We start from the raw sequence: 25012 nt of genomic DNA, 5'->3' as shown, positions 1-25012 counted from the left end.
CGGGGTCGGACCCGGCGGGTCCGACCCCGGTACTTCGGGATTACCGCTTGCCGGCTCGCGTCGCCACGTCGACCCACACGGCCAGGGTCAGGATCAGGCCCTTGACGATCATCTGCCAGTAGGTGTCGACGTCCAGCATCGACATGCCGTTGTCGAGGCTCGCCATCACCAGCGCGCCGATCAGCGCGCCGTACACGGTGCCGGAGCCGCCGCGCATCGACGTGCCGCCGATGAAGCACGCGGCGATCGCATCGAGTTCGCCGGACGTGCCGGCCGATGGCGAACCGGCCGCCAGCCGCGCCGTGTTGATGACGCCGGCCAGCGCGCACATCAGCCCCATGATCCCGAAGATCCACAGCTTGACGGCCTTGACGTTGATGCCCGACAGGCGCGTCGCTTCCATATTGCTGCCCACGGCGTAGATGCGGCGGCCGAACACCGTCTGCGTCGTCATGTAGGTGAACACCGCCAGCAGCGCGAGCAGCAGCAGCACGGGCAGGGGGATGCCCTCGTAGCTGTTCAATGTCGTGACGAAGCCGGCCAGCACGGCGGCGATCAGCACCAGGCGCAGGCCGTCGCGCCACAGCGGTGCCTGCGCCAGCTGGTGCCTGGCGCGGCTGGCGCGCTGGCGGTAGGTCAGGAACACGGCGACCGCGAACAGCAGCACGCCCAGCAACAGGCCCAGTTGCGGCGCCAGGTAGCCCTGGCCCAGGTGCACCAGCTCCGGCGAGACCGGCGCGACCGTGATGCCATCGGTCACGCCCAGCACGATGCCGCGGTAGGCCAGCATGCCGCCCAGGCCGACGATGAACGACGGGATGTGCAGGTAGGCCGTCAGGTAGCCGTTGAACAGGCCGATGAACAGGCCGACGGCCAGTACCGCCAGCACGGTGACGGGCAGCGGCTGGCCGTGCGTGACGTCCAGCACGGCCGCGATGCCGCCCAGGAGGCCCAGCAGCGAGCCGACCGACAGGTCGATCTCGCCGGCGATGATGACGAGCGACATGCCGCAGGCGACGATGCCGGTGATGGCCATCTGCCGCATCAGGTTCGACATATTGCGCGGCGTGATGAAGCCGCCTTCCGTGTGCCACGTGAAGAAACTCCAGATCAGCGCAATGGCGATCAGGAGAGCCAGCATCTTGTATTGGGTGAACAGCTTTTTCAGTTGGTTGCTTTTCATGGAATCGATCGGTTCAATGAGTGATGGCCGCGGTCAGCAGCGTTTCCTGCGTCAGGTTGTCGTTGACGAAATCGCCGCGCAGGCGGCCTTCGCCGATGACCAGCACGCGGTCGGAGATGCCCAGCACTTCCTGCAGCTCGGAGGAGACCATGACGATCGCCATGCCCTGCCGTGCCAGGTCCAGCATCAATTGGTAGATCTCGAACTTGGCGCCCACGTCGACGCCGCGGGTGGGCTCGTCCAGGATCAGGATCTTCGGCCGCGTCAGCAGCATCTTGGCCAGCACGGCTTTCTGCTGGTTGCCGCCGGACAGGCTTGTGATCGGCAGGAACGGGCTGGCCGTCTTCAGCTTCAGCCGGGCGATTTCCTCGTTCACCGTGCGCAGCTCCGCCTCGCCATCGATGCGGCTGGCGTGCGCGAACTGGTGCAGCACCGCCAGCGTCATGTTCTGTCCCACCGACAGGTCGGGCACGATGCCGTGGTGCTTGCGGTCCTCCGGCACCATCGCCAGGCCGGCACGGATGGACTTCAGCGGCGACGACGTATCGATCGGCCGGCCTTCGAGCAGCACCTCGGCCTCGAATGGCCCCTCATAGGCGCCGAAGACGGCCGACACCAGCTCCGTGCGGCCGGCGCCCACCAGGCCCGCGATGCCGAGGATCTCGCCGCGGCGCAGGGTGAACGAGACGTCGTCGACACGCTTGCGGCGCGGGTTGTCGGGGTCGCGACACGTGACGTGGCGCGCCTCGAACACGATGTTCCCGGGCGTGTGCTGGCGCTGCGGGTAGAGCTGGTTCATCTCGCGTCCCACCATCTGGGCGATGATGCGTTCCACGCTCATGTCGCGCATGGGCGTGGTGGCGATGTGGCGGCCGTCGCGGATCGTCACGATGGTGTCGCAGATCGCCTCGATCTCGTCCAGCTTGTGCGAGATGTAGATGCACGTCACGCCCTTGGCCTTGAGCGAGCGGATGATGTCGAGCAGGATGGCGATCTCGGAGGAGGTCAGGGAGGACGAGGGCTCGTCCAGGATCAGCAGGCGCGCGTTCTTGTTCAGGGCCTTGGCGATCTCGATCAGCTGCTGGTGGCCGCCGCCGTACTGCTTCACGGGCAGCACCACGTTGACATCGTTGATATTGAGTTCGGCCAGCAGCTCCACGGCGCGGCGGTTCATCGCGTCGTAGTCCATCCGTCCGCCCGGCAGGCGGATCTCGTTTCCGAGGAACAGGTTCTCCGTGACGGACAATTCCGGCACCAGCATCAGCTCCTGGTGGATGATGACGATGCCGGCCGCCTCCGTTTCGCGGATCGACGTGGCGCGCAGCGGTTCTCCTTGCCACAGGATGTCGCCGTCGTAGGTGCCGTGCGGGTAGACCCCGGACAGTACTTTCATCAGGGTGGACTTGCCGGCGCCGTTCTCGCCGCACAGGCCGACGCACTCGCCGGCGCGCACCTTGATGTCGATGCCGTCCAGCGCGCGCACGCCGCCGAACTGCTTGACGATGCCACGCATCTCAAGAAGGTACTCGTTCATGCATGTCTCCAGAAAACGGGCCTTTGCGGCCTCTTGTTCTTGGGTTGTTTGATGACGCGTCAGTGATTATGGCGCGGCAGCGTGGCGGCCACGCCGCGATACTCCACCGCCAGCTCCATGCAGGCCCCCGTGTGCATCTGGCCCACGGTGGCGCGATACAGTTCCTGCCACGGCGTCTGGCTGGGCGGTACCGGCGGGATGCCTTCCTCCTTGCGCCGTGCCAGTTCGGCGTCGTCCACCAGCATGTCGCACGTACCCGCGTTCAGGTCGATGCGGATGGTGTCGCCCGTGCGCACGTACGCCAGGCCGCCACCCACGGCCGATTCCGGCGACGCGTTCAGGATCGACGGGCTGTCCGAGGTGCCGGACTGGCGGCCGTCGCCCAGGGTGGGCAGGTTCTTGACGCCACGCTTGATGAGGGCATCCGGTGGCTGCATGTTGACCACTTCGGCGGAGCCGGGCCAGCCGATCGGGCCGGCGCCGCGGATGACGAGGATGCAGTCCTCGTCGATGTCCAGGCTCGGGTCGTTGATGCGGGCATGGTAGTCGCCGGAGCCGTCGAACACGATGGCGCGGCACTCGAACACGCCCTCGCTGCCCGGCTGCGACAGGTAGCGCGCGCGAAACTCGGGCGAGATGACGGAGGTCTTCATGATGGCGAAGTCGAACAGGTTGCCCTTGAGGACGAAGAAGCCGGCCTGGGTCTTCAGGGGCGCGGCGAACGGCGTGATCATCTCGCGGTCCACGCTTTGCCTGCCCTGCAGGTTCGCCGCCATCGACTGGCCCGTGACGGTGGGCCGGTCGGCGCGCAGCTTGCCGGCCTGGTGCAGCTCCCACATCACGGCGGGCACGCCGCCGGCGCGGTGGAAGCGCTCGCCCAGGTATTTGCCGGAGGGCTGCATGTTCAGCAGCAGCGGCACGTCATGGCCGTACTCCATCCAGTCGGACAGCTTGAGTTCCACGCCGGCGTGGCGCGCCATCGCGATGATGTGCTGCTGGGCGTTGGTGGAGCCGCCGATGGCCGCATTGACGACGATCGCGTCCAGGAACGCATCACGCGACAGGATATCGGAAGGCTTGATGTCCTGCTCGGCCAGCGCGACGATGCGCCGGCCCGTCTCGTAGGCCATCTGGCCGCGTTCCCGGTAGGGCGCGGGGATGGCGGCGCAGCCCGTCAGCGACATGCCCAGCGCCTCGGCGATCGCGTTCATCGTGGACGCGGTGCCCATCGTGTTGCAGTGGCCGGCCGACGGCGCCGACGCGGCGGCGATCTGCAGGAATTTCTCGTTGTCGATCTCGCCGGCCGCGAGCCGGCGGCGGCCCTTCCAGATGGCGGCTCCCGAGCCGACCAGTTCGCCGTCCAGCCAGCCGTCCAGCATGGGGCCGCCGGACAGCACGATGGCGGGGATGTCCACGGTGGCGGCCGCCATCAGCTGCGCCGGCGTGGTCTTGTCGCAGCCCGTCGTCAGCACGACCGCATCGATCGGATAGCCGTGCAGGATCTCGACGAGCCCCAGGTAGGCCAGGTTGCGGTCGATGGCGGCCGTGGGCCGGCGGCAGTTCTCGAAGATCGGATGCAGCGGGAACTCCATCGGGATGCCGCCGGCGTCGCGGATGCCGTCGCGCACCCGCTTGGCCAGCTCCAGGTGGATGCGGTTGCACGGGCTGATGTCGCTGCCCGACTGGGCGATACCGATGATCGGCCTGCCGGAGCGCAGTTCCTCCGGCGTGATCCCGTAGTTCATGAAGCGCTCCAGGTACAGCGCGGTCATGTCGATATGGTCCGGGTTGTCGAACCAGTCCTGCGACCGGTAGCGGCGGGGATGCGTGGCGGAGCTCATGCTGCGGGTCTTTCCGGTTGGTCGAGGTGGTAGTGGTGCGCGGGCAGGCCCGGCACGGGCACGTCGAACGCGAACACGGCGCCGGCCAGCGGGTGGCGTGCACGGGCTTCGTCGCTCATGCCTTTCCAGGCCGTCGTGGCGAACGCCGTGCGCAGGTCCGGGCCGCCGAAGGCGATCTTGGTCACGTTGGGGCAGGGGAAGGCGACGAAGTCCAGCAGTTCGCCGCTCGGCGCGTAGCGCTCGACGCGCCCGCCGCCGAACAGCGCGATCCAGACGCAGCCGTCGGCATCCACCGCCGTGCCGTCCGGATGGCCGGCCCCGGCGATCTCGACGAAGGTGCGCTTGTTCGACAGCCTGCCGCGCGCGTCCACGTCGAATGCATGGACCCGCTTGCCCAGCGTGTCGGTATGGTAGAAGGTACGCCCGTCCGGACTGAACGCGGGGCCGTTGGTGATGACGTAGCCGTCGTCGTGCCGCTGCAGGGTGCCGTCGTAGCGGTACAGCGCGCCCGTGGCGGCGGTTTCGCCGTTGTCCATGGAGCCGAACCACAGGGCGCCGTCCGGGCCGATGGCGCCGTCGTTCATGCGATTGCCGGGCCGGTCGTGTTCGAGCGACAGCAGCGGCTTGAAGGTGCCGCGGGACGGATCGTAATGCACCAGCTGGCCGGGCAGGCCGCACACCAGGCCGCCCTCCTTGGCCGGCAGGGCGAAGCCCGTTTCGTCCGGCAGCTCGAAGCTGTCGCGCGCGTCGCCGGCGGCGTCGCAGCGGTGCAGCTTGCGACCCTTGATGTCGACGAAGTAGAGCAGCTGTTCGCCCGCGTGCCAGACCGGGCCTTCGCCCAGTTTCGCGCCCACGGGCCAGATGCAGCGTGGCGTGATGGGCTGGGCGTTCATGCGCCGTACCATCCCGCGTCGACGAAGTAGTCGCGGCCCGAGCAGCGACCCGCGTTGTCCGATGCCAGGAACAGCGTCAGCGCCGCCACGTCCTCCGGTTCCACGCGCTCGTGCAGGCACTGCGCCGCCAGGATGTTGGCCTCGTCTTCCGGCGAATGCCACAGCGCCATCTGGCGTGGCGTCTTGACCGAGCCGGGGATGATCGTGTTGACGCGGATGCCGTCGTTGCCCAGGTCGCGCGCCAGGCCGCGCGTCAGGCCTTCGATGGCCGCCTTTGCCGTCATGTACAAGGTCAGGCTGTCCAGCGCCAGGTGCCACGAGATCGAACCGAAGTTCAGGATGACGCCGCGGCCGGCCGCCTTCATGCCCCCTGCCACGGCTTGCGCGCAGAAGAACTGGTGGCGCAGGTTGACGGCCAGGCTGTCGTTCCAGTATTGCGGCGTGACCTCGTGCACCTGGTGGCGATGGTCGTTGGCCGCGTTGTTGACGAGGATTTCGACGGGACCGACTTCGCGCGCGATCTGCGCGAACACGCTGGCCACGGCATCGAGGTCCGTCAGGTCGCAGCGGATGAAGCGGGGCGGATGCGGCACGTCCGTGCGGGCCGCCACCTGCGCCGCCAGCGCATGCGAGGCTTCCTCGGCGATGTCGAGGAACACGACCTGGGCGCCCTGGCGCGCGAATGCGTCCACGATGGCCGCGCCGATGCCGGTGCCGCCGCCCGTGACGACGACGCGCTTGCCGGCGAGGTCGGGATAGGTCGCGTACACCAGCGGTGCGCGCGTCGTTGCTGCTTCAGTCATTACTTGGTCTCCGTTGATGGTTGCAGTACGCCGCGCCGGGCCAGGTTGCCGTACAGCGCGCGCACGCCGAACGTCCAGGGCGCGATCCGGTCGCTGCGCTGGACGTGGTTGACAAGGCCTCCCAGGGCCGGCGTCGCGATCGTGACGCGGTCGCCCAGGTGGTGGGTAAAGCCGCCGCCCGCGCTGTCGCGGTCCTTGATCGGCGAGAACATCGTCCCCAGGAACAGCATGAAGCCGTCCGGGTACTGGTGGTGCTTGCCGCAGGTCTGGGCGACCAGGTCGAGCGGATCGCGGCTGATCTGGCGCATCATGCTGGCGCCTTCCAGCACGAAGTCGTCGTCGGCGCCTTCGATGGTCAGGCGCACTTCGGCGTTGCGCACCGTGTCGAGGGTGAATCGCTCGTCGAACAGGCGGATGAACGGGCCGATGGCGCAGGAGCCGTTGTTGTCCTTGGCCTTGCCAAGGAGGAGGGCGCTGCGGCCCTCGATGTCGCGCAGGTTGACGTCGTTGCCCAGGGCGGCGCCGACGACGGTGCCGCGGCTGTTCACCGCCAGCACGATCTCCGGTTCCGGGTTGTTCCATTTCGAATCCGGGTGCAGGCCCACGTCGGCGCCGAAGCCGACCGCCGACATGGGCTGCGACTTCGAGAACACTTCCGCATACGGGCCGATGCCCACTTCCATGTACTGCGACCAGGCGCCGCGACTGATGAACTCCTGTTTCAGCTTGTCCGCATCGGGCGAACCGGGCTTGATGCTGGACAGGTCGGCGCCGATCGTGGCCAGCAGGTCGGCACGCAGCTTGTCGGCCCGCGCCGCGTCGCCGCCGGCCTGCTCCTCGATGACGCGTTCGAGCAGGCTGACGGCAAACGTGACGCCGCACGCCTTGATGGCCTGCAGGTCGCACGGGGCCAGCAGGCGCGCGCCCTCCTGGGTGCCGGCCAGCGCCGCCTGGATCAGTTGCGCGGCGCTGCCCAGGTGCTCTCCGGGCGCGGTGCGGGCGATGGCGACGGCATCGTCGCGCTCCAGCAGGTCGGCCACGGTGGCCGCGTGGGCCGTGATGTCATACACCTCGCCGGCGCGCACCGCGACGACGCAGGGGCCGTCGATGGCGCCGCCGCGCCAGACCCGGCCCACCAGCAGGGCATCGGCCAGGTCGGCCGGCAGCAGCGACTGTGCTGATGCTTCCTTCATGATTGTCTCCTTGAGTGTATGTATAAACCGTCACTGCGCCAGGCTGGGTCGCCTGGGCGAATAGGTCCAGCCGGGCACCAGGTGCCGCATCGCCATCGCGTCGTCGCGCGCGGTCCCGCCCACTTCCTTGAACAGCGCGTGCGCGGCCTCGATGCGCTCCATGTCCGGCTCGATGCCCAGGCCCGGCCGGTCCGGCACGGCCACGGCGCCGCCGGCGATTTGCAGCGGCTCGTGCGTCAGGCGTTCCTGGCCTTCCTGCCAGATCCAGTGCGTGTCGATGGCCGTGATGCGGCCCGGCGCGGCGGCCGCGGCGTGGGTGAACATCGCCAGCGACACGTCGAAGTGGTTGTTCGAATGCGAACCCCACGTCAGCCCCCAGTCGTGGCACAGCTGCGCCAGCCGCACGGAGCCCTGCATGGTCCAGAAATGCGGGTCGGCCAGCGGGATGTCGACGGCACCCAGCAGGTGCGAATGCGCCATCTGGCGCCAGTCCGTCGCCACCATGTTGGTGGCGGTGGGGATGCCGGTGGCGCGACGGAACTCGGCCATGGTCTCGCGGCCCGAGTAACCGTGTTCGGAACCGCAGGGGTCTTCCGCGTAGGCCAGCAGGTGGCCCTGGCCGCGGCACAGCGCGATGGCCTGGTCCAGCGACCAGGCGCCGTTCGGGTCGAGCGTCACGCGGGCGGCGGGGAAGCGCGCCTTGATGGCGGCCACCGCCGCCATCTCGTCCGCGCCGTGCATGACGCCGCCCTTCAGTTTGAAGTCCGTGAACCCGTAGCGCGCCACGGCCGCTTCGGCCTGGCGCACGATGGCATGCGGCGTCAGGGCCTCTTCGTGGCGGATGCGGTACCAGTCGTCGCCACTGCCGGCCAGGTAGGGCAGGTCGGTGCGGTTGCGGTCGCCGATATAGAACAGGTAGGCCAGCATGGGCACGCTGTCGCGCTGCTGGCCGCCGCCCAGCAGTTCGCAGACGGGCACGCCCAGCTGCTGGCCCAGCAGGTCCAGCAGCGCCGCCTCGATGGCCGTCACGACGTTCTCCAGCCGCAGGTTGATCTCGTGCGGCTGGCGCAGCACCGCCTCCTCGGCGGCGGACGTGACCTGGTGCCGGATCACGCCGGGGCCTTCGTGGACCGCCAGCGCCGCGCGCACCGCGTTCAGCGTCCGGTTCCAGCGGCCCGTCGGCGTGCCGACCACCAGTGGCACTGCACGTTCCAGTGCGCGCAGGATGCCCGCGCCGCCCGGTACCTCGCCGATGCCCGTGCGGCCGGCACTGTCCTGCAGCAGGACGACCGTGCGCGTGAAGTACGGCGCATGGGCGCCGCACAGGTTGAGCAGCATGCAGTCGCGGCCCGCGACGGGAATCACCCGCATCGCGGTGACCGTGGGGGAGCCGACCGTGTCTCCGTTATGTTTTGTTGCGTGTACCATCGGCTTAACCTAAAATGAATAGCGCTAACATTTTTGCAGTGTGCGGCAATTGGCGGGTCAAGTCAACACGTGCCGATGCAAAAAAAGCCATGGGCCGGCAGGGCGTTTGCCGGCGCGGCCCGAGATGTGTGGTGTCATCACGAAGCAGAAATCCTGGCAATGACGCGCCGGACCGAACGCAGATGTCGGCCGGCCATAACGGAGACAACAGGTGAACAATTTCAGCAGAATGCTGGCCGTCTGGCTGGGCCTCGCCTTGGCCACTGGCCTTGCGGCCGGCGCGCCGGCGCCAGCGCCCACGCACTGGGTCGCCTCCTGGGGCGCGGCGCAGCAGGTACCCGAGCCGCACAATGAACTCCCACCGCAGTCTTGGCAGGACGCGACGCTGCGCCAGCTCGTGCACACGTCGCTGGGCGGCGAGCGGCTGCGGGTCCGCATCAGCAATGCCTTCGGCACGGAACCGCTGGCTGTCGACGCCGCCGGGATCGCCCTGGCACGGGCAGCCGGCGACCCCGCTGTGGATGCGACATCGGCGCGGCCGCTGACCTTCGACGGCCGCGCCGCCGTCACGATTCCCGCCGGCGCGGAGTACTACAGCGATCCCGTGACGATGGCCCATGCGCCGGGCGCCGACCTCGCCATCTCGCTGTACTTCAAGGCGCCGCCCGCGCGCCAGACCGGACACCCCGGCTCGCGCGCCACCAGTTTCGTCGGCGGGGGCAATCGCGTGGGCGCAGCGACGTGGGACGACGCCACCAGTGTGGAGCATTGGTACGCGCTGGCGGACGTGGAGGTCGCCGCCCCAAGCGCCATGCGTGCGGTGGTGGCGGTGGGCGACTCGATCACGGACGGCAACGGCGCGACCACGGACGGTAACGACCGGTGGCCCGACCTGCTGGCGCGGCGCCTGCGCGCGGCCGGGCGGCCGATGGGCGTCGTCAACGCCGGCATCGGCGGCGGACGGATGCTGCGCGACGGCCTGGGGCCGAACCTGGCGGCGCGCTTCGAGCGCGACGTGCTGGGCCGTGCCGGCGTCTCGCACGCCATCGTGCTGATCGGCGTGAACGACCTGGGCAACCTGCACCGCAACGTCAGCGACGACCCGGCGGTGCGCGCGCAATTGCTGGCGGACCTGCGCCTGGCCTTCCGCCAGCTGGTCGAGCGCGCGCATGGACGCGGCGTCTGCGTCATCGGCGGCACCATCGCGCCGTACGGCGGCAGCGACTACTACAAGCCGGGCCCCGTCAACGAGGCGGACCGGCGCCAGCTGAACGAATGGATTCGTACATCCGGCACGTTCGACGCGGTGGCCGATTTCGATGCGGCACTGCGCGATCCGGCCGCCCCGCACCTGCTGCGCAAGGACCTGGACAAGGGCGACGGCCTGCACCCCTCCGCCGCGGGCCTGCGCGCGCTGGCGGCAGTCGTGCCGCTGGATGCGCTGCGCGGCTGCCGCCATGCCGGGCGGGGGCGGCCGTGAGGGCCGTCCTGGCGGTACTCCTGTTGACGCTGGCCGTGCCGGCGAGGGCGCTCGGCACGCAGCCGTTCGTCTCGTTCGACGCGCAGGGCGCCGTCACGCTGGCGGCGAACGGCCAGGCGGCGCCGCTGTACGTGGACAGCGGCGATCACGCGGGCGTGTTGCGCGCCGCCGGCGACCTGCGGGCAGACGTGCGGCGCGTGACCGGCATCGCGCCTGCCCTGCGCCGGGATGCCACGCCGGCAGGACGCGACGTCGTCATCGTCGGCACGCTGGGTCGCAGCGCCGTCATCGACGCCCTGGTCGCCGCCGGCAAGCTCGACGTGGCGGCCATCCGGGGCAAGTGGGAAGGCTGGCAGGTGCAGACGCTGGTGCGGCCGCTACCCGGCGTCGAGCGCGCGCTCGTCATCGCGGGCAGCGACAAGCGCGGCACCATCTACGGCATCTACGCGCTGTCCGAGCAGATCGGCGTATCGCCGTGGTACTGGTGGGCCGACGTGCCGGCCACGCGGCATGCGGCCCTGTCGGCCACGGCGGCGCAGGCCATCAGCGACGCGCCGGTGGTGCGCTACCGGGGCATCTTCCTGAACGACGAGGCGCCGGCGCTGACCGGCTGGGCCAAGGAGAAGTTCGGCGGCTACAACCACCGCTTCTACGAGAAGCTGTTCGAGCTGCTGCTGCGCCTGCGCGGCAATTACCTGTGGCCGGCCATGTGGGACGCGGCGTTCTTCGCCGACGATCCGGCCAACGGCCGGCTGGCGGACGAATACGGCATCGTCATGGGCACGTCGCACCACGAACCGATGATGCGGGCGCACAAGGAATGGCAGCGCGGCGGGCAGGGGCCATGGGACTACAGTCGCAACGAGGGCGTGCTGCGCGAGTTCTGGCGCGGTGGCCTGCGCGCCACGCGCGACTATGAAAAGGTGATCACGCTGGGCATGCGCGGCGACGGCGACGAACCGATGTCGCGCGAGGCCAACGTGGCATTGCTCGAAAAAATCGTGGCCGACCAGCGCGCGTTGATCGGCGAGGAGATCGCCGCCGACGTGACGCGGGTGCCGCAGGCCTGGGCGCTGTACAAGGAAGTACAGGAGTATTACGAGCAGGGCATGCGGGTGCCCGACGACGTGCTGCTGCTGTGGTGCGACGACAACTGGGGCAACCTGCGCCGCCTGCCCACGCTCGAGGAACGCCGGCGCGCCGGCGGCGCCGGCATCTACTACCACTTCGACTACGTGGGCGGACCGCGTTCCTATAAATGGCTGAACGTGACGCCGCTGCCGAAGATCTGGGAGCAACTGCACCTGGCCTGGCGCTACGAGGCGACGCGCATGTGGATCGTCAACGTGGGCGACCTGAAGCCGATGGAGGTGCCGACCGGGTTCTTCCTGGACTACGCCTGGAACCCGGCACGCTGGCCGGCGGACAGGCTGCAGGACTGGCTGCGCCAGTGGGCCACGCGCGAGTTCGGCGCGCGCCATGCCGGCGAGATCGCCGACATCGTCGCCCGCTATGCCAAGTACAACGGCCGGCGCCGGCCCGAGATGCTGGAGCCGGGCACCTACAGCACCGTGCACTACGACGAGTGGGCGCGCGTGGTGGCGGACTACAACGCGCTGGCGGCACAGGCCGGGCGCATCGCGCTGGCGCTGCCGCGCGAGCGCCGCGACGCGTTCTATCAGCTGGTGCAGCATCCGGTGCTGGCCAGCGCCGTCGTCAACGAACTGTATGCGACGGCGGCGCTGAACGCGCTGTACGCCCGGCAGGGCAGGGTGCAGGCGAACGCGCTGGCCGCGCACGCACGCGAGCTGTTCGCGCAGGATGCCGCGCTGACCCGGCGTTATCACGCGCTGGGCGGCGGCAAGTGGAACCACATGATGGCGCAGACGCACCTGGGCTATACCTACTGGAACCAGCCGCCCGTCAACGTGATGCCACCGGTCAGCGAGGTGCAGGCCAAGGCGGGCGCCGACATGGGCATCGCGGTGGAAGGCAGCGAACGCGCCTGGCCCGACAGCGAGCCGTTCGCCCTGCCGGCGCTGGACGTGCACGAGCGGCGCGCGCGCTACCTCGACATCTTCAACCGCGGTAAGCAGCCGTTCGGCTTCACCGTGCGGGCGGTCGAACCCTGGCTCGTCACGAGCATGGCGCGCGGCACGGTGCGCGACAGCCAGCGCGTGACCGTCGATGCGCGCTGGGATGACGTGCCCGAGGGGACCACGCAAGGCACGCTGGTGGTGTCGGGGCCCGGCGGTCACGTGACCATCCGCGTGCCCGTGCACAAGCCGTCCGGGCCGGCGCCTGGACCGGGCTTTGTCGAGGCGCATGGGGTGGTGGCCATCGAAGCGCCGCACCATGCGCGAGCGATCGCACCGGCCGGGCGGCAGTGGCTGGCGCTGCCGGACCACGGCCGCACGTTGTCCGGCATGACGACCTTGCCGGCGGACGCGCCCGCGCTGGCGCCGGCCGACGGCATCCGGCTTGAATATGACGTGCACACTTACACGGCGGGGCCGGCCACCGTCCACGTCACGCTGGCGCCCACGCTGGACTTCCAGCCGGGCCGCGGCCTGCGCTACGCGATATCGATCGACGACGAGGCGCCGCAGGTCGTCGAGCTGCATGCGGACAAGTCCCTGGCCACATGGGAGCGCCGCGTCGCCGACGGCGCCGCCACGTTCAGCACGCGCCACACGTTGCCGCGCGCGGGCGCGCACGTGCTGAAGTTCTGGGCCATCGATCCCGGCGTCGTGCTGCACCGGCTCGTGCTGGACCTGGGCGGCCAGCGCCCCAGCTACCTGGGACCGCCCGAAAGCCCCCGCCTGCCGTAAGCCCGAGGAGAACACATGAAGAGTTGGAGCAAACTGCTGGGCGCCGTGCTGGCGCTGGCCCTGCTGGCGCCCGCGTGGGCGCAGGAGGAAGACGGCTACGACCTGTGGCTGCGCTACCGGCCGCTGGCCGGGGCCGAGCGCGCCGCCGTGCTGCGGCACGCGCGGACGCTGGTCGCGCCGGCCGCGCCATCGCCCACCGTGCAGGCAGCCCTGGACGAGCTGCGCCGGGGCGTGCAGGGCATGACGGGCCGCGCACCCACGGCGGCCGGGCGCGCAGCGGCTGGCGCGATCGTGCTGGGTACCCCGGCCAGCCTGCCGGCTGCGCTGCGCCCAAGCGCTCTGGCAGCACTGGGCCGCGAGGGCTACGTCATCCGGCGCATGGCGCCCGGCGTGACGGTCATCGCGGCCAATACGGATACGGGGCTGCTGTACGGTGCGTTTGCGTGGCTGCGCGCCGTTGGCACGGGCGTGGCGCCGGACCGGATCGACGAGCGCGCCGTGCCGAAGCTGCAGTTGCGTGTGCTGAACCACTGGGACAACCTGGATCGCACGGTCGAGCGGGGCTACGCGGGCGAGTCGATCTGGGACTGGTGGGCGCTGCCGGACGTGCGCGAACGCCGCTACGTCGACTATGCGCGCGCCAATGCATCGCTGGGCATCAATGGCGCGGTGCTGAACAACGTCAACGCCAAGCCCGAGATCCTGACCGCGCCGTGGATCGCCAAGACGGCCGCGCTGGCCGACGTGCTGCGCCCCTATGGGATCCGGGTCTACCTGTCGGCCCGTTTCTCGACGCCGCTGGAACTGCAGGAGACGGACACGGCGGACCCGCTGGCACCGGAAGTGGCGGCATGGTGGCGCCGCAAGGCGGACGAGATCTACCGCGCGATTCCCGACTTCGGCGGCTTTCTCGTCAAGGCCAACTCGGAAGGGCAGCCCGGGCCGCAGGATTACCGGCGCAGCCATGCCGACGGCGCCAACATGCTGGCGGCGGCCGTGGCGCCCCATGGCGGCGTCGTCATGTGGCGCGCCTTCGTGTATGCGGCCGAGAATCCCGTCGACCGGGCCAGGCAAGCCTACGACGAGTTCCAGCCGCTCGATGGCAAGTTCGCGCCGAACGTGCTGGTGCAGGTCAAGAACGGTCCCATCGACTTCCAGCCGCGGGAGCCGTTCCATCCGCTGTTCGGCGCGATGCCGAAGACGCCCCTGATGCTGGAGTTCCAGATCACCAAGGAGTACCTGGGCTATGCGACGCACCTGGCGTATCTGGGCCCGCTGTTCGAGGAGACGTTACGAAGCGAGACAGGACGTAAAGCCGCGCAGGCAGCCGCCGGCCTGACGGTGGCGCAGGTGATCGAGGGCGCGCAAGTGCCCGGACCGCTTACCGGCATGGCCGGCGTGGCCAATATCGGCAGCGCCCGCACGTGGAGCGGCTCGCACTTCGACCAGGCCAACTGGTATGCGTTCGGCCGGCTGGCATGGGACCCCCAGGCCTCCAGCCGCGCCATCGCACGCGAGTGGGCGGCGCAGACATTCACCCGGGTGCCGCGTGCGCTGGACGACATCGTGGCCCTGATGATGGACTCGCGCGAGGCGGTGGTGAACTACATGACGCCGCTGGGCCTGCACCACATTATGGGCACCGGCCACCACCACGGCCCGGCGCCGTGGGTGGCCGACCTGGCGCGGCCCGAATGGAATCCCGTCTACTACCACAAGGCCGATCGGGGCGGCATCGGCTTCGACCGCACTTCGACCGGCAGCAACGCGCTGGCGCAGTATGCGCCGGGCGTCGCGCAGCGCTATGCCGACCCGCGCACGACGCCGGAGACGCTGCTGCTGTGGTTCCATCGCCTGCCGTGGGACCACCCGATGCCGTCCGGACGCACGCTGTGGGCCGAGCTGGCCGCGCGCTACGACCTGGGCGTGACGCAGGCGCGTGGCTTGCGCACGCGCTGGGCCGCGCTGGCGCCCTTCGTCGATGTGCGCCGCCATGCGGAAGTCGCGGCGCGCCTGGACGTGCAGGCCGCGGAGGCCCAATGGTGGCGCGATGCATGCCTGGCGTATTTCCAGTCCGTGTCGGGACTGCCGCTGCCGCCGGGCGTGCGGCCGCCGGCGCAGCCGCTGGAGTACTACAAGGCGCTGCGCTTCCCCTACGCACCGGGGCATGGTTGAGCTGCCGCACGGGCGCTGTGGTAAAGTCCGGCCGTCCGATGGCACAATGAGCCGCACCCGGACTACAACCGAAGCCAATAACGAAGCGTTGCAAAGCAGATGACGAGAACCAAGGCGAAAACGGACACCGCAGCGCCGCCCAAGCCCGCCAAGGTGCGCAGCACAGGCGGGGAGGTCGGCGACAAGCCGGGCGTGCCCACGATGTCGGATGTGGCGCGCCTTGCGGGGGTCTCGCCGATGACGGTGTCGCGCGTGATGAACGGCGATCCGAAAGTACGCCAGAGCACCCGTCGCAAGGTCGACGAGGCCGTCGCCGCGTTGAACTACGTGCCGAACCAGGCCGCGCGCCGCCTGGCCGGCGCCCGGCCCATCCGCGTGGGCTTCTTGTACAGTAACCCCAGTGCCGGCTACCTGTCCGAGTTCCTGGTCGGCCTGCTGAACCAGGCCAGCATCCACAACGTCCAGCTGATCGTCGAGAATTGCGAGGGCGAGCGCGCGTGGGAGGCGCAGACCCGGCGCCTGATCGACAACGGCGTGGACGGCATCATCCTGCCGCCGCCGCTGTGCGATACGCCGGGTTTGATCGACCTGATCGACGGCGCCGGCATGCCGGCCGTGACGGTCGCCTGCGGCCAGCCGGACGAGCGCGTGGGCGCCGTCAGCATCGACGACTACCAGGCCGCCTACGACATGACGTGCCACCTGATTGCGCTGGGCCACCACCGCATCGGCTTCATCCTGGGCCATCCGAACCAGACGGCAAGCGGACAGCGCCTGGCCGGCTTCCAGGCCGCCATCGCGGCGAAGGGCGCCGACGGCGCACCCGAGCTGCTGGTGCAGGGAATGTTCACGTACCGCTCCGGCCTGGACGCGGCCGAGATCCTGCTGGGACTGGCGCAACGTCCCACGGCGATCTTCGCCAGCAACGACGACATGGCGGCCGCCACCGTCGCCATTGCCCACCGCCTGGGCCTGGACGTGCCGGGCGACCTGACGGTGGCGGGCTTCGACGACACGGCGCTGGCGACGACGATCTGGCCGGAGCTGACGACGGTGCGCCAGCCGATTGCGCAGATGGCGGAGACGGCAGTGCAGTTCCTGGTGCGCCACATCCGCGCCCGGCGCGAGGGCGCCGACGAAGGACCGCAGCACGTGGTGATGGACTTCACGCTGATCCGGCGGCAGTCGGATGCCGCGCCGCGGCGGCGGCCGAAGCACTAGCACCGTTGGCACGGGTTGGGGTCTGTCCCTGCGGGACTGACCCCGAAGTTTTGCCGGATTCGTCGAAACGCTGGCTAACTTCGGGGTCTGTCCCTGTGCAGGGACAGACCCCAGGCCCGATACGCTGGCGGCTAAGCCGCTTTGCTTGAGACAACCGTCACGGTACAAGTCGTCCCCGCCACCAGCGGCACTCCCGCCGGCACGGCATCGAGGCGCACGCGCACGGGAATGCGCTGGGCCAGCCGCACCCAGTTGAAGGTCGGGTTGACGTCCGCCAGCAGTTCGCGTCCCGTCGTGGCGTCGCGGTCCGTGATGCCGCGCGCGATGCTTTCGACGTGGCCGCGCAGCGCCACGCCATCCATCAGCCGCACGTCGACCGGCGCGCCCGGTTTCAGCAGCGGCAGCCGGGTCTCCTCGAAATAGCCCATCACGTAGAACGACGCGTTGTCGATCAGCGCCAGCTTGGCGGCGCCGACGGCGGCGAAGTCGCCCGCATGCACGTTCAGGTTTGTCACGTAGCCCGTCACCGGCGCACGCACGACCGTCCGTTCCACGTTGAGCTGTGCGAGCTGCAGTGCGGCCTGGGCGGCGCGGTACTGCGCGGTGGCGGTGCCGACCGCGTACCGGGCCGTCTCGCGGCTTTCGGCCGAGACGACGTCGTCGTCCAGCGCGGCGCGGCGCTTCGCCTCGCTGCTGCGGCGGCCCTTCTCGACGCCCTGGGCCGCCAGCGCCGCTGCGGCGCTGGCCAGCGCATTGCGATAGCGTGCGTCGTCGACGACGAACAGCACGTCGCCTTGATGTACCAGCTGGTTGTCGTGCACGCGCACGCTGGTGACGACACCGGCGACGTCGGCGCCGATCGTCACGACGTCGGCCTTGACGCGGCCGTCGCGCGTCCAGGGCGATTCCATGTAGTGGTCCCAGCCGGTCTTGCCGGCCCACAGGGCGGCACCCAGCAACAACAGGGTCAATGTCAGTCGAAAGAGCTTGGCGGCAGCGTTCATGGTCGTCGTCAGGTTAAGGATTATCGGTACAGCCAGGCGGTCGCGCCGCCCACGATGCAGACCAGCAGGCACAGGCGCGCGAGCGCCGGGTGCCACAGGCGGCGGTAGACGCCGGCATGGGTCAGCACGCGGTCCAGCACGCCCTGCAGCAACAGGCAGCCCAGGAACACGGGCAGGATGGTGGGAATCAGGATGCCCACGATGGACAGTTCACGCGGCATGATGTGCTCCGGTCGGGTCAAGGGTGTCGTCGGCCTGGTCGAGCAGGGACGTGTAGATGGCGTGCAGGTCCGCCAGCGCCGTGCGCAGTCGGGCGGCGCGGGCAGGCTCGCAGCGACCGTCGGCCAGCGCCGTACGGATGGCCGTGCCGGCATCGAGCAGCGCAGTCACGGTGGCGGCCGCGGCGGCGGCATTCGTTCCAGCGACGGGCGCGCGCAGGTACGCTGCCAGTCGCGCCAGGGCCGTCCGCAGCGCAGCCGGCACGGGACCGTCCGTCGGGGCGGCCAGCAGCACGCGCAGTTCGATGACGGCATGGCCCAGCTCCAGCAAGGTCAGGCCTTCGCGCACGACGGCGCGGGTAGCGGCCGGCGGCGTGGGGCCCGCGGCGGCATTGAGTTGGCTGAGGAGGTCGCGCACACGGTTGTCGAAGCGGTGCCGCAGCCGGGCGCCGCCCTGGTGTCCGAGGCGCCGGCGGCATGTGGCGGACGCTTCGCGCCACAGCGCGGCGCGCACGTGCGCGCGGTTGCCCATCGTGTGCCCGGGCAGCAGCACGGCAAAGATCACCCAGGCCAGCAGCACGCCGGCGATCTGCGCCAGCATGCCGTTGACCATGCCCATGGCGTCGTAGCGCATCAGGTTGACGGGGGCGACGAACTGGCTGGAAAACATCGCCATGCCGATGCCGATGCCGGCCCGCTTCGGGTCCGTCATCAGCCACAGCGCCAGCGCGAACAGCGGCAGGGCCGCCAGCACCAGCATGGCAAAGTCGCTGGCGCGGATCACCAGCAGGAACTCGGTGGCGAACGTCAGCGGCGTGGCCAGCAGGAAGCCCGTCATCACCTGTTTCACCATGGCGGTGGGGCGGGGCGAACTCGATGCCAGCGCGCAGAACACGGTCGTCATGACCAGCGACGTCGCCAGCTGGCCCCAGGCCAGCCAGTACCACAGCGTGGCGGAAGCCAGCAGCGCGAACGCGGCACGGGCGCCGCTGGCCAGCACGATGCCGGGCGGCGTCTTCGGTGCGTAGGCCTGCGGCTCGCTGACCTGCTGGCGTTCGTTGCGCGCCAGGCCGCCGTAGACGGTTGCGAAGGCCGCCAGCTGGGTGGCGCAGCGTTCGGCCAGCTCGATGGCCGTTTCGGCGTCGATGACCGTGCCTGGCGCAAGCCCGGTGTGCGCTGCCAAGGCCGCGCGCGCTGCCGCGGCGGCGGGCGCCAGCTGTGCGGGAAGCTGTTCGAGCGCCGCGGCGTTGCGGCCATCGAGGGCATCGGCCAGCACGGCATGGAGGGGCGCGGCCAGAGCGGGCACAGGGGAGACGGGATCGGCCCGGTGCCGCAGCCGGTGCAACGTGTAGAACGTGGTCAGCGCGGCCATGAAGGCGCCGTTGAAGGCATGCAGCTGGCGCGTGTGGCCGCGCGCGTGGCCTGTTTCGAAGAAGGCGGCGGCACGGCCCGACTCCAGCGCGGCGATGTCGGCGGCAAAGCGCAGGTGCGCCAGTTCGGCCTGCGCGGGCGTCAGCTGGCCGTCCAGCAGCTGGCGGCAGAAGGCCAGGAAGCTGTCGTAGCGGGCCTGCACGGTGCGCTGCACCTGGCGTCCGTGGGCGCGCGGGAACAGCACGTCATGCACGACCGCGGCCACGATGACGCCCAGCCCGACCTCGGTGGCGCGGGTGACGGCGGCGGCAAACACGCCGGCCGGGTGCTCCAGCGCGGGCACCGCGATCATGCATGCCGTGTAGCCGGCCAGCACGAAGCTGTACGATTGCTGGTTGCGGTGCAGCGCGGCGCCGGCCGTGCACAGGCCGACCCACAGGGAAAGCCCGGCCAGCAACAGCGGGGCCTGCTGCGGGAACAGCGCGATCAGCAGCAGCGCGGCGGCGCAGCCGACCATGGTGCCGAGCAGGCGGTAGAAGGCTTTTTCCAGCACCATGCCGGAGGAGGGCAGGGCCAGGATGAAGGTGGTCGTCATCGCCGTGCCGGGCGAATCGAGGCCGAGCCGGAACGCGATCCACAGCGCGAGAAAGGCGGCGAAGGCGCTGCGGGCGACGAAGATCAGGCGTTCGCCGTCGCTGGCGGCCCAGCCGCGCAGCTGCGCTGCCAGCCAGGCCGGTAGGTCGGGAAAGGAGGTACTGCCTTGGGCCATTTTGCTTTCATGGCCCGCTCGGGCCTTAAAGGTTGTCCAGATTGTCCAGCTGGCGCAGGAACAGCTTCTCCTGCAGCCGGATCTCCTCGGCGGTGTAACCGTCGTAGGCACGCGTGGTGCGTTGCCAGACTTCCGGCATCACCTGTTCGATCAGGCGGCGCCCCGCATCGGTCAGCGAGATCATCACGCAGCGGCGGTCGCCCGGGCGATTGCCGCGCGTGACCAGGCCTTGCGTTTCCAGGTCGTTGCAGACCCGCGTCAGGTTGGCCGGCTTTTCCATGCAGGCTTCGCCCAGCGCGGAGGCCGTCGACGTTTCGTTTTCCGATCCGTACAGCACGGCCAGCACCATGTAGCTCGCGTCCACCAGGTCGTACTTGCGCAGTACGGCGTTCGACAAGTCCTTCATCCGCTTCTGCACGTGATACGTCATGCGCAGCAGGCGCATGTGATCTTCCGGGAAGGCCGGGATGCGGCCACGGATGTTTTGTAGGCGCTTGTTGGTGGCATCGAAACTGCTCATCTACGCACTCCTGTGCAGGGATATCGAAAACCCTGATTGTACAAGGGGGTTGCACTAGGGGAAATGAATTTCCATCCCTCCCCCCAGTGCCGTCATCAGGCTGGCGTAGTTGTCCAGGCGCTCGCCGGTCACCCGGAGCAGCTGCTCCTGTTCGGCCAGCAACGTCAGTTTTGCCTGCAATACCCCGAGATAGTCCGTCATTCCGGCCTTGTAGGCCTGTTCGGCCAGCGTTTCGGCCCGCCGCGCGGACGCCAATGCACGCTGCGCCAGCTGTTCCTGTTGTTGCGCAGAGTGTATCTTTGCTACCACATTGGCAACATCGGCCAGCGCCTGCACGAGCGTTGCGTTGTACTGTTCGACGGCCGCGTCGTAGGCCGCGGTGCGCTCGCCCAACTGGCCGCGCAGCCGGCCGCCCTCGAAAATGGGCAGGCTCACAGCCGGCGCCACGCCCATCGTGCGGGCCGAGCTTTCCAGCAGCCGCGCGAAGCCGAACGATTGCAGCCCGGCAAACGCGGCGATATTGATGTTCGGGTAGAACGCCGCCCTGGCCGCCTCGATCTCACTGGCGGCGGCTTCGACGCGCCAGCGCTGCGCGGCGATGTCGGGCCGGCGCCCCACCAGCTCGGCCGGCAGCGCGCTGGGCAGCCCGCCCAGGCGGCGGCCGCTGTCCAGCAGGGCCGGCGTTGGCCGGGCGATCGCGTCGCCGTCGCCCGGTCCCTTGCCGATCAGTGCCGCCAGCCGGTGGCGCAGCACGGCGATCGATGCACCGATCTCCTCGTGCTCGCGCCGGCCCGCCGGCAGTGTCGTTTCGATGGCTGCCACGTCCAGCTCGCCCGTCAGGCCGGCCTCGCGGCGCTTGCGGGCGATCGCCAGGATGCGCTGGCGCTGCGCCAGGCTCTCGGCCACGCTGTCCTGCAACGCGTGGCGGTACCACAGCTGGATATAGTCATGCACGATTGCCGTCTGCAGGGCCAGCCGCGCCATTTGCGCTTCCGCCGCGGCCACGTGCGTCGCATCGACGGCTGCCGCCAGCAGGTCGTGCTGGCGGCCCCAGAGGTCGAGATCGTACGAGCCCGTCAAGGTGGCCGCGTTGTACCACTGCCAGCTGCCGGCAATCGCGGCCGGCGCCGAACCGTGGCTGGCAAACAGCTCGCGCGTTGTCGAGGCCGAGGCATCGACGCGCGGCAGGGTGCCCGACCGGGCGACGCCGGCCAGCGCCTCGGCCTGGCGCACACGGGCCTGTGCCACTTTCAGTGTCGGGTTGCCGGCCAGCGCTGCCGCCATCAGCCGGTCCAGCTGCGGATCGCCGAACGCCTTCCACCATTCCTCGCGGGGCCAGCCGGCCACCGGGTCGGCCGCCGCCGCGATAGCGCTGCCGGCGGCCAGGCCGGCAGGGTGCAGCGCATGGGCTTGCGGCTTGACGTCGCCCATGTCGGCGCAGCCCGCCACAACCAGCGTGGCTGCCATGGCGGCCAGGGAAAGGCGCAGCGACCGCATGGATTACCTGGCGTAGTGGCGCTTGGTCTGCGCAACGTCCATGTCCGCCTCGCTTTCGACCAGCGTGCCATTGCGGCGCGCTTCGACGGCTTGTGCGCGGACTTCGGCACGCGTCAGCGCACGGACTGCCGGCACGTTGACCTGCGGCGTGCGGGCCGTGGCGACGGCGGCAGCGACCGGCGCGGCAGCGGCGGCGCCTTGCGTGTCATCGGCGCCGAAGGCGGCACCGGCAACGGCAAGGGTGAGGGCGGCAACAAGGTAGTAAGCGGTTTTCATGATGACCTCCTGGAATGTCGAGTATGCAGGAAGTATATCGATGAATAGTACATTTGTGAAATAGGTAGTTTCAATTAGTGCGATAAAGAAACTCTATGTCCGTGCGGCGAACGTGGGGTGCGACGCGGGATCGCCGGCTTTGTTAGAGTAATTGCAATGCCGCGCTTGCGGCGACCAGCAATGAAGGAGGCAATCATGAGCGGTACCAGCACACTCGATCCCGACAACTTCCCCCAGGCGCCCGACCGCGTCCTGGGCCGTGGCCACGGCACCGGCGCGCTGGGTCCCAGCGACACGTCCGATTCCGGCAGCGACGTGCAGGGCGGCTCCGGCCTGGCCCAGCAAGTCGAGGAGAACCGGCTCGACCGGGGCACCAACGAGGATGACGACCTGGGCACGGCGGGCGGCACGGCCGGTCCGGACGTGGGCGATGCGGACCTGGACAGCGACTCGGATGCGGGCGGCACGGGCGAGCGCGCCACGGTAGGCCGCGACACGACGTCGCCGGACGGCGCCGACATCAATGTCGACCATATCGAGACGATGCCGTTCCCGGGCGAGGACGGCGATGACGAGGATGTGGAGCGGGGGGCTTGAAGAAGTAAACCCTTGGGTGTCAGGCACCGATCCGCAGGTTGCAAACCTGCGGATCGGTGCCTGACACCATGGGCCGATCAATGCGGCGGGTTGATCCCGTCGCCCGACACCCGCGTGGTGCCCGAGCGCGACAGCATCCACGCGGCCACCAGCGCGCCCCCACCCAGCAGGGCCAGCTTCAGGGGCTTGTAGCGCAGCGCGGCCTGGGTGTACGGCGACGACTCCGCCACGTCGCCCATGCCTTCGCGCTGGCGCAGTTCATGGCTGGTGTCCGGCGAGTGCAGCGCATCCTGGCGCCCTGAGCGGGAGGCACGGTTGCTGCGCTGCCCGCTCCACATCATCGTCTCGCCCATCTTGTCGAACAGGCGCGGCAGGTGGAAGCCACCGACCGAATTCATCTTCGACGCGCCGCCCACGTGCACGTCGCGCTTTGGATGCTGGGCCGCATACAGGATCGCTTCGGCCACCAGCTCGGGCGCGTAGATCGGGCTGGGCAGCTTCGGTTCCACGTCCATGTAGTTCTTTGCATGCACGGCAAACATCGTGTCGATGGCGGCCGGCTTGATCAGGGTGACGGAAATCGGTACGCTGTCCTTTTCCAGTTCCATGCGCAGGCTGTCCGTGTAGCCCTTGACCGCGTGCTTGGACGCGGCGTACATGCCCTGCAGCGGCACCGACACGTCGGACAGTTCGCTGCCCAGGTTGATCAGCGCGCCGCCGTGCTTCTTCATGTGCTTCACCGCTTCCATCGAGCCGTTGACGACGCCCCAGAAATTGGTCTGGAACAGGCGGTGGCTGTCGTCGTCCGACACTTCCTGCAGGCGCCCGAAGATCGACACGCCCGCATTGTTGACCCACGTATCGATGCGGCCGAAGCGGGCGACGGCCGCCTTGGCCAGTGCCGCCACGTCGGCCTTGTCGCCCACGTCGGTGGGGACGACCAGGGCTTCGGTGCCGAACGTCTGCAGTTCCTTCTCGAGCTGGTGCAACGCATCCTCGGCGCGCGCCGCCAGGACGAGCTTCGCGCCCTGGGCCGCCGCCATGCGGGCGGTCGTCAGGCCGATGCCGCTGGTGGCCCCCGTGATCACGATGACCTGGTCCGACAGTTTTTTCAAACGCATGCTGGACTCCTTCTTCCTTGTCTGGTTGGCTGAATGTGCGGGTTATCGTACTAGCAAGAGGCAGGCGGCGGCGTACGGTACTTCCGGTTAATAAACCCGGGGCGAGGCGCTGTCCACCCCCGCCATCACCTCCGCCACCCAATCCGCAAACACCCGGACCCGCGGCGACAGCTGCCGCTGGTACGGGTACAGCACGGTGACGGGCAGGGAGGGCGGACGCCACTGCGGCAGTACCTCGCGCAAGGTGCCGTCCGCCAGCAGCACTTCCACCCGGTAGCGCGGCAACTGCGCCAGCCCCATGCCGCCCAGGCAGCAGGCGACATACGCCTCGCCTTCGCTGACGCTGACCTTGCCGGGCAAGGTCACGCTGCGCGGCACGCCGTCCACGTCGAACTCGAACGGCAGCATCTTTCCGCTCGCGGCGGAATACCAGTTCACCGCCAGGTGGGCGCGCAGGTCGTCCAGCGTGGCGGGCGCGCCGTGGGCCTCGAGATACGCCGCGCTGGCGCACGTCACTTGCGGCAGGGTGGCGACGCGTCGTCCGACCATCGTCGAATCGGGTAATTCGCCCACGCGCAGCACGCAATCGACGCCGTCGCCGACGAGATCGACGCGGCGGTCGCCCAGGCCGACTTCCAGTTCGATGTCCGGATAGCGGGCAAAGAATTCCGCCAGCCGGGGCAGCACGAACACACGGCCCAGGGTGGACAGGTCGATGCGCAGCCTGCCTTTCGGCGCCACGCCGCTGTGGCCAAAGCCCGCTTCGGTTTCCTCGACGTCCGCCAGGATGCGCAGGCAGCGCTGGTAGTACGCCTGGCCGTCCGAAGTGGGAGCGACCTTGCGCGTGGTCCGGTGCAGCAGTTGCACGCCCAGGCGCGCCTCGAGCTGGCGGATGGTGTGCGTCGCCGTCGCGGCCGGCAGCTTGAGGTCGTCGGCGGCCCGGCTGAAATTGCCCAGCTCGACGATCCGGGTGAACAGGCGCATTGCATCAAAGCGGTCCATGGTGCGTGATTATTGTCGTTGATTGCATAGTGTAGCCAAGTAGCCCGTCTTTATT

At 69.4% G+C, this 25012-nt stretch carries 20 protein-coding genes; 5 read left to right on the top strand and 15 right to left on the bottom strand.

What is annotated here, in order from left to right:
- Window positions 1-40: 40 nt before the first annotated feature.
- From PX653_RS13585 to PX653_RS13555, 7 genes are read right to left on the bottom strand one after another with little or no spacing between them, the layout of a single operon-like run.
- Window positions 41-1183 (bottom strand): sugar ABC transporter permease, encoded by a 1143-nt coding sequence (locus tag PX653_RS13585; protein WP_277418379.1) that lies wholly within the window; start codon window positions 1181-1183, stop codon window positions 41-43.
- 13 nt (window positions 1184-1196) lie between these two features.
- Window positions 1197-2717, bottom strand: a complete 1521-nt coding sequence (xylG, locus tag PX653_RS13580) for a D-xylose ABC transporter ATP-binding protein (protein ID WP_277418378.1) — start codon at window positions 2715-2717, stop codon at window positions 1197-1199.
- 59 nt (window positions 2718-2776) lie between these two features.
- Entirely contained in the window at window positions 2777-4558 is a 1782-nt protein-coding gene (locus PX653_RS13575) for an IlvD/Edd family dehydratase (protein WP_277418377.1), read from the bottom strand.
- On the bottom strand, window positions 4555-5451 hold the full coding sequence (locus PX653_RS13570; protein WP_277418376.1) for an SMP-30/gluconolactonase/LRE family protein: 897 nt from the start codon (window positions 5449-5451) through the stop codon (window positions 4555-4557). The genes PX653_RS13575 and PX653_RS13570 overlap by 4 nt, the downstream gene beginning before the upstream one ends.
- Window positions 5448-6254 carry a D-xylose 1-dehydrogenase gene (gene xylB, locus PX653_RS13565; protein WP_277418375.1) on the bottom strand — a complete coding sequence of 269 codons (807 nt, stop codon included), beginning with the start codon at window positions 6252-6254 and terminating at the stop codon, window positions 5448-5450. Before xylB ends, PX653_RS13570 begins: the two co-directional genes overlap by 4 nt.
- Complete coding sequence (locus tag PX653_RS13560) at window positions 6254-7447, bottom strand: fumarylacetoacetate hydrolase family protein (protein ID WP_277418374.1); 1194 nt, start codon at window positions 7445-7447, stop codon at window positions 6254-6256. The genes xylB and PX653_RS13560 overlap by 1 nt, the downstream gene beginning before the upstream one ends.
- Window positions 7448-7477: 30 nt before the next feature.
- Window positions 7478-8875: an enolase C-terminal domain-like protein gene (locus PX653_RS13555; RefSeq protein ID WP_277418373.1), complete on the bottom strand. Its 1398-nt coding sequence runs from the start codon at window positions 8873-8875 to the stop codon at window positions 7478-7480.
- A 211-nt stretch (window positions 8876-9086) separates the two neighbouring features.
- Here PX653_RS13555 and PX653_RS13550 point away from each other — a divergent pair, with 211 nt between their 5' ends.
- The 4 genes from PX653_RS13550 to PX653_RS13535 all read left to right on the top strand — a co-directional run bounded on the left by PX653_RS13550 (window position 9087) and on the right by PX653_RS13535 (window position 16582).
- A complete protein-coding gene (locus PX653_RS13550; protein ID WP_277418372.1) occupies window positions 9087-10355 on the top strand; it encodes an SGNH/GDSL hydrolase family protein in 1269 nt (422 codons plus the stop codon).
- Window positions 10352-13186, top strand: a complete 2835-nt coding sequence (locus PX653_RS13545; RefSeq protein WP_277418371.1) for a glycosyl hydrolase 115 family protein — start codon at window positions 10352-10354, stop codon at window positions 13184-13186. Before PX653_RS13550 ends, PX653_RS13545 begins: the two co-directional genes overlap by 4 nt.
- A gap of 15 nt (window positions 13187-13201) precedes the next feature.
- The gene (locus PX653_RS13540; RefSeq protein ID WP_277418370.1) at window positions 13202-15361 is read left to right on the top strand and encodes an alpha-glucuronidase family glycosyl hydrolase; all 2160 of its coding nucleotides are present in this window, start codon (window positions 13202-13204) and stop codon (window positions 15359-15361) included.
- A gap of 99 nt (window positions 15362-15460) precedes the next feature.
- Window positions 15461-16582, top strand: coding sequence for a LacI family DNA-binding transcriptional regulator (locus PX653_RS13535; RefSeq protein WP_307731065.1), 1122 nt, complete (start codon window positions 15461-15463; stop codon window positions 16580-16582).
- Window positions 16583-16713: 131 nt separating this feature from the next.
- Here PX653_RS13535 and PX653_RS13530 read toward each other — a convergent pair whose 3' ends face one another.
- Genes PX653_RS13530 through PX653_RS13505 form a run of 6 tightly spaced genes read right to left on the bottom strand, consistent with a single transcriptional unit; the run spans window position 16714 to window position 22237 of the window.
- Window positions 16714-17586 carry an efflux RND transporter periplasmic adaptor subunit gene (locus PX653_RS13530; protein ID WP_277418369.1) on the bottom strand — a complete coding sequence of 291 codons (873 nt, stop codon included), beginning with the start codon at window positions 17584-17586 and terminating at the stop codon, window positions 16714-16716.
- A 20-nt stretch (window positions 17587-17606) separates the two neighbouring features.
- Window positions 17607-17807 carry a DUF1656 domain-containing protein gene (locus PX653_RS13525; protein WP_277418368.1) on the bottom strand — a complete coding sequence of 67 codons (201 nt, stop codon included), beginning with the start codon at window positions 17805-17807 and terminating at the stop codon, window positions 17607-17609.
- Window positions 17797-19944, bottom strand: coding sequence for an FUSC family protein (locus PX653_RS13520; RefSeq protein WP_277418367.1), 2148 nt, complete (start codon window positions 19942-19944; stop codon window positions 17797-17799). Before PX653_RS13520 ends, PX653_RS13525 begins: the two co-directional genes overlap by 11 nt.
- Window positions 19945-19969: 25 nt before the next feature.
- The gene (locus PX653_RS13515; protein ID WP_277418366.1) at window positions 19970-20464 is read right to left on the bottom strand and encodes a MarR family winged helix-turn-helix transcriptional regulator; all 495 of its coding nucleotides are present in this window, start codon (window positions 20462-20464) and stop codon (window positions 19970-19972) included.
- 54 nt (window positions 20465-20518) lie between these two features.
- Complete coding sequence (locus tag PX653_RS13510) at window positions 20519-21961, bottom strand: efflux transporter outer membrane subunit (protein WP_277418365.1); 1443 nt, start codon at window positions 21959-21961, stop codon at window positions 20519-20521.
- Between the two features lie 3 nt (window positions 21962-21964).
- The gene (locus tag PX653_RS13505) at window positions 21965-22237 is read right to left on the bottom strand and encodes a DUF4148 domain-containing protein (protein WP_277418364.1); all 273 of its coding nucleotides are present in this window, start codon (window positions 22235-22237) and stop codon (window positions 21965-21967) included.
- Between the two features lie 195 nt (window positions 22238-22432).
- Here PX653_RS13505 and PX653_RS13500 point away from each other — a divergent pair, with 195 nt between their 5' ends.
- A complete protein-coding gene (locus PX653_RS13500) occupies window positions 22433-22834 on the top strand; it encodes a hypothetical protein (protein WP_277418363.1) in 402 nt (133 codons plus the stop codon).
- Window positions 22835-22911: 77 nt separating this feature from the next.
- Here PX653_RS13500 and PX653_RS13495 read toward each other — a convergent pair whose 3' ends face one another.
- Window positions 22912-23955, bottom strand: coding sequence for an SDR family oxidoreductase (locus PX653_RS13495; RefSeq protein ID WP_277418362.1), 1044 nt, complete (start codon window positions 23953-23955; stop codon window positions 22912-22914).
- An 87-nt stretch (window positions 23956-24042) separates the two neighbouring features.
- Complete coding sequence (locus PX653_RS13490) at window positions 24043-24957, bottom strand: LysR family transcriptional regulator (RefSeq protein WP_277418361.1); 915 nt, start codon at window positions 24955-24957, stop codon at window positions 24043-24045.
- Window positions 24958-25012: the final 55 nt, after the last annotated feature.

The sequence above is a fragment of the Pseudoduganella chitinolytica genome (assembly GCF_029028125.1).
GTDB lineage: Bacteria > Pseudomonadota > Gammaproteobacteria > Burkholderiales > Burkholderiaceae_D > Rugamonas > Rugamonas chitinolytica.
The sequence above is the reverse complement of the archived record's forward strand: the minus strand, read 5'-3'. Positions and strand labels throughout refer to the sequence as shown.

What these genes read in the sequence shown, in the direction of transcription:
- PX653_RS13585 (WP_277418379.1), bottom strand. Translation starts at nt 1,183, where the DNA reads ATGAAAAGCAACCAACTGAAAAAGCTGTTCACCCAATACAAGATGCTG.
- xylG (WP_277418378.1), bottom strand. Translation starts at nt 2,717, where the DNA reads ATGAACGAGTACCTTCTTGAGATGCGTGGCATCGTCAAGCAGTTCGGC.
- PX653_RS13575 (WP_277418377.1), bottom strand. Translation starts at nt 4,558, where the DNA reads ATGAGCTCCGCCACGCATCCCCGCCGCTACCGGTCGCAGGACTGGTTC.
- PX653_RS13570 (WP_277418376.1), bottom strand. Translation starts at nt 5,451, where the DNA reads ATGAACGCCCAGCCCATCACGCCACGCTGCATCTGGCCCGTGGGCGCG.
- xylB (WP_277418375.1), bottom strand. Translation starts at nt 6,254, where the DNA reads ATGACTGAAGCAGCAACGACGCGCGCACCGCTGGTGTACGCGACCTAT.
- PX653_RS13560 (WP_277418374.1), bottom strand. Translation starts at nt 7,447, where the DNA reads ATGAAGGAAGCATCAGCACAGTCGCTGCTGCCGGCCGACCTGGCCGAT.
- PX653_RS13555 (WP_277418373.1), bottom strand. Translation starts at nt 8,875, where the DNA reads ATGGTACACGCAACAAAACATAACGGAGACACGGTCGGCTCCCCCACG.
- PX653_RS13540 (WP_277418370.1), top strand. Translation starts at nt 13,202, where the DNA reads ATGAAGAGTTGGAGCAAACTGCTGGGCGCCGTGCTGGCGCTGGCCCTG.
- PX653_RS13535 (WP_307731065.1), top strand. Translation starts at nt 15,461, where the DNA reads ATGACGAGAACCAAGGCGAAAACGGACACCGCAGCGCCGCCCAAGCCC.
- PX653_RS13530 (WP_277418369.1), bottom strand. Translation starts at nt 17,586, where the DNA reads ATGAACGCTGCCGCCAAGCTCTTTCGACTGACATTGACCCTGTTGTTG.
- PX653_RS13525 (WP_277418368.1), bottom strand. Translation starts at nt 17,807, where the DNA reads ATGCCGCGTGAACTGTCCATCGTGGGCATCCTGATTCCCACCATCCTG.
- PX653_RS13520 (WP_277418367.1), bottom strand. Translation starts at nt 19,944, where the DNA reads ATGGCCCAAGGCAGTACCTCCTTTCCCGACCTACCGGCCTGGCTGGCA.
- PX653_RS13515 (WP_277418366.1), bottom strand. Translation starts at nt 20,464, where the DNA reads ATGAGCAGTTTCGATGCCACCAACAAGCGCCTACAAAACATCCGTGGC.
- PX653_RS13510 (WP_277418365.1), bottom strand. Translation starts at nt 21,961, where the DNA reads ATGCGGTCGCTGCGCCTTTCCCTGGCCGCCATGGCAGCCACGCTGGTT.
- PX653_RS13505 (WP_277418364.1), bottom strand. Translation starts at nt 22,237, where the DNA reads ATGAAAACCGCTTACTACCTTGTTGCCGCCCTCACCCTTGCCGTTGCC.
- PX653_RS13500 (WP_277418363.1), top strand. Translation starts at nt 22,433, where the DNA reads ATGAGCGGTACCAGCACACTCGATCCCGACAACTTCCCCCAGGCGCCC.
- PX653_RS13495 (WP_277418362.1), bottom strand. Translation starts at nt 23,955, where the DNA reads ATGCGTTTGAAAAAACTGTCGGACCAGGTCATCGTGATCACGGGGGCC.
- PX653_RS13490 (WP_277418361.1), bottom strand. Translation starts at nt 24,957, where the DNA reads ATGGACCGCTTTGATGCAATGCGCCTGTTCACCCGGATCGTCGAGCTG.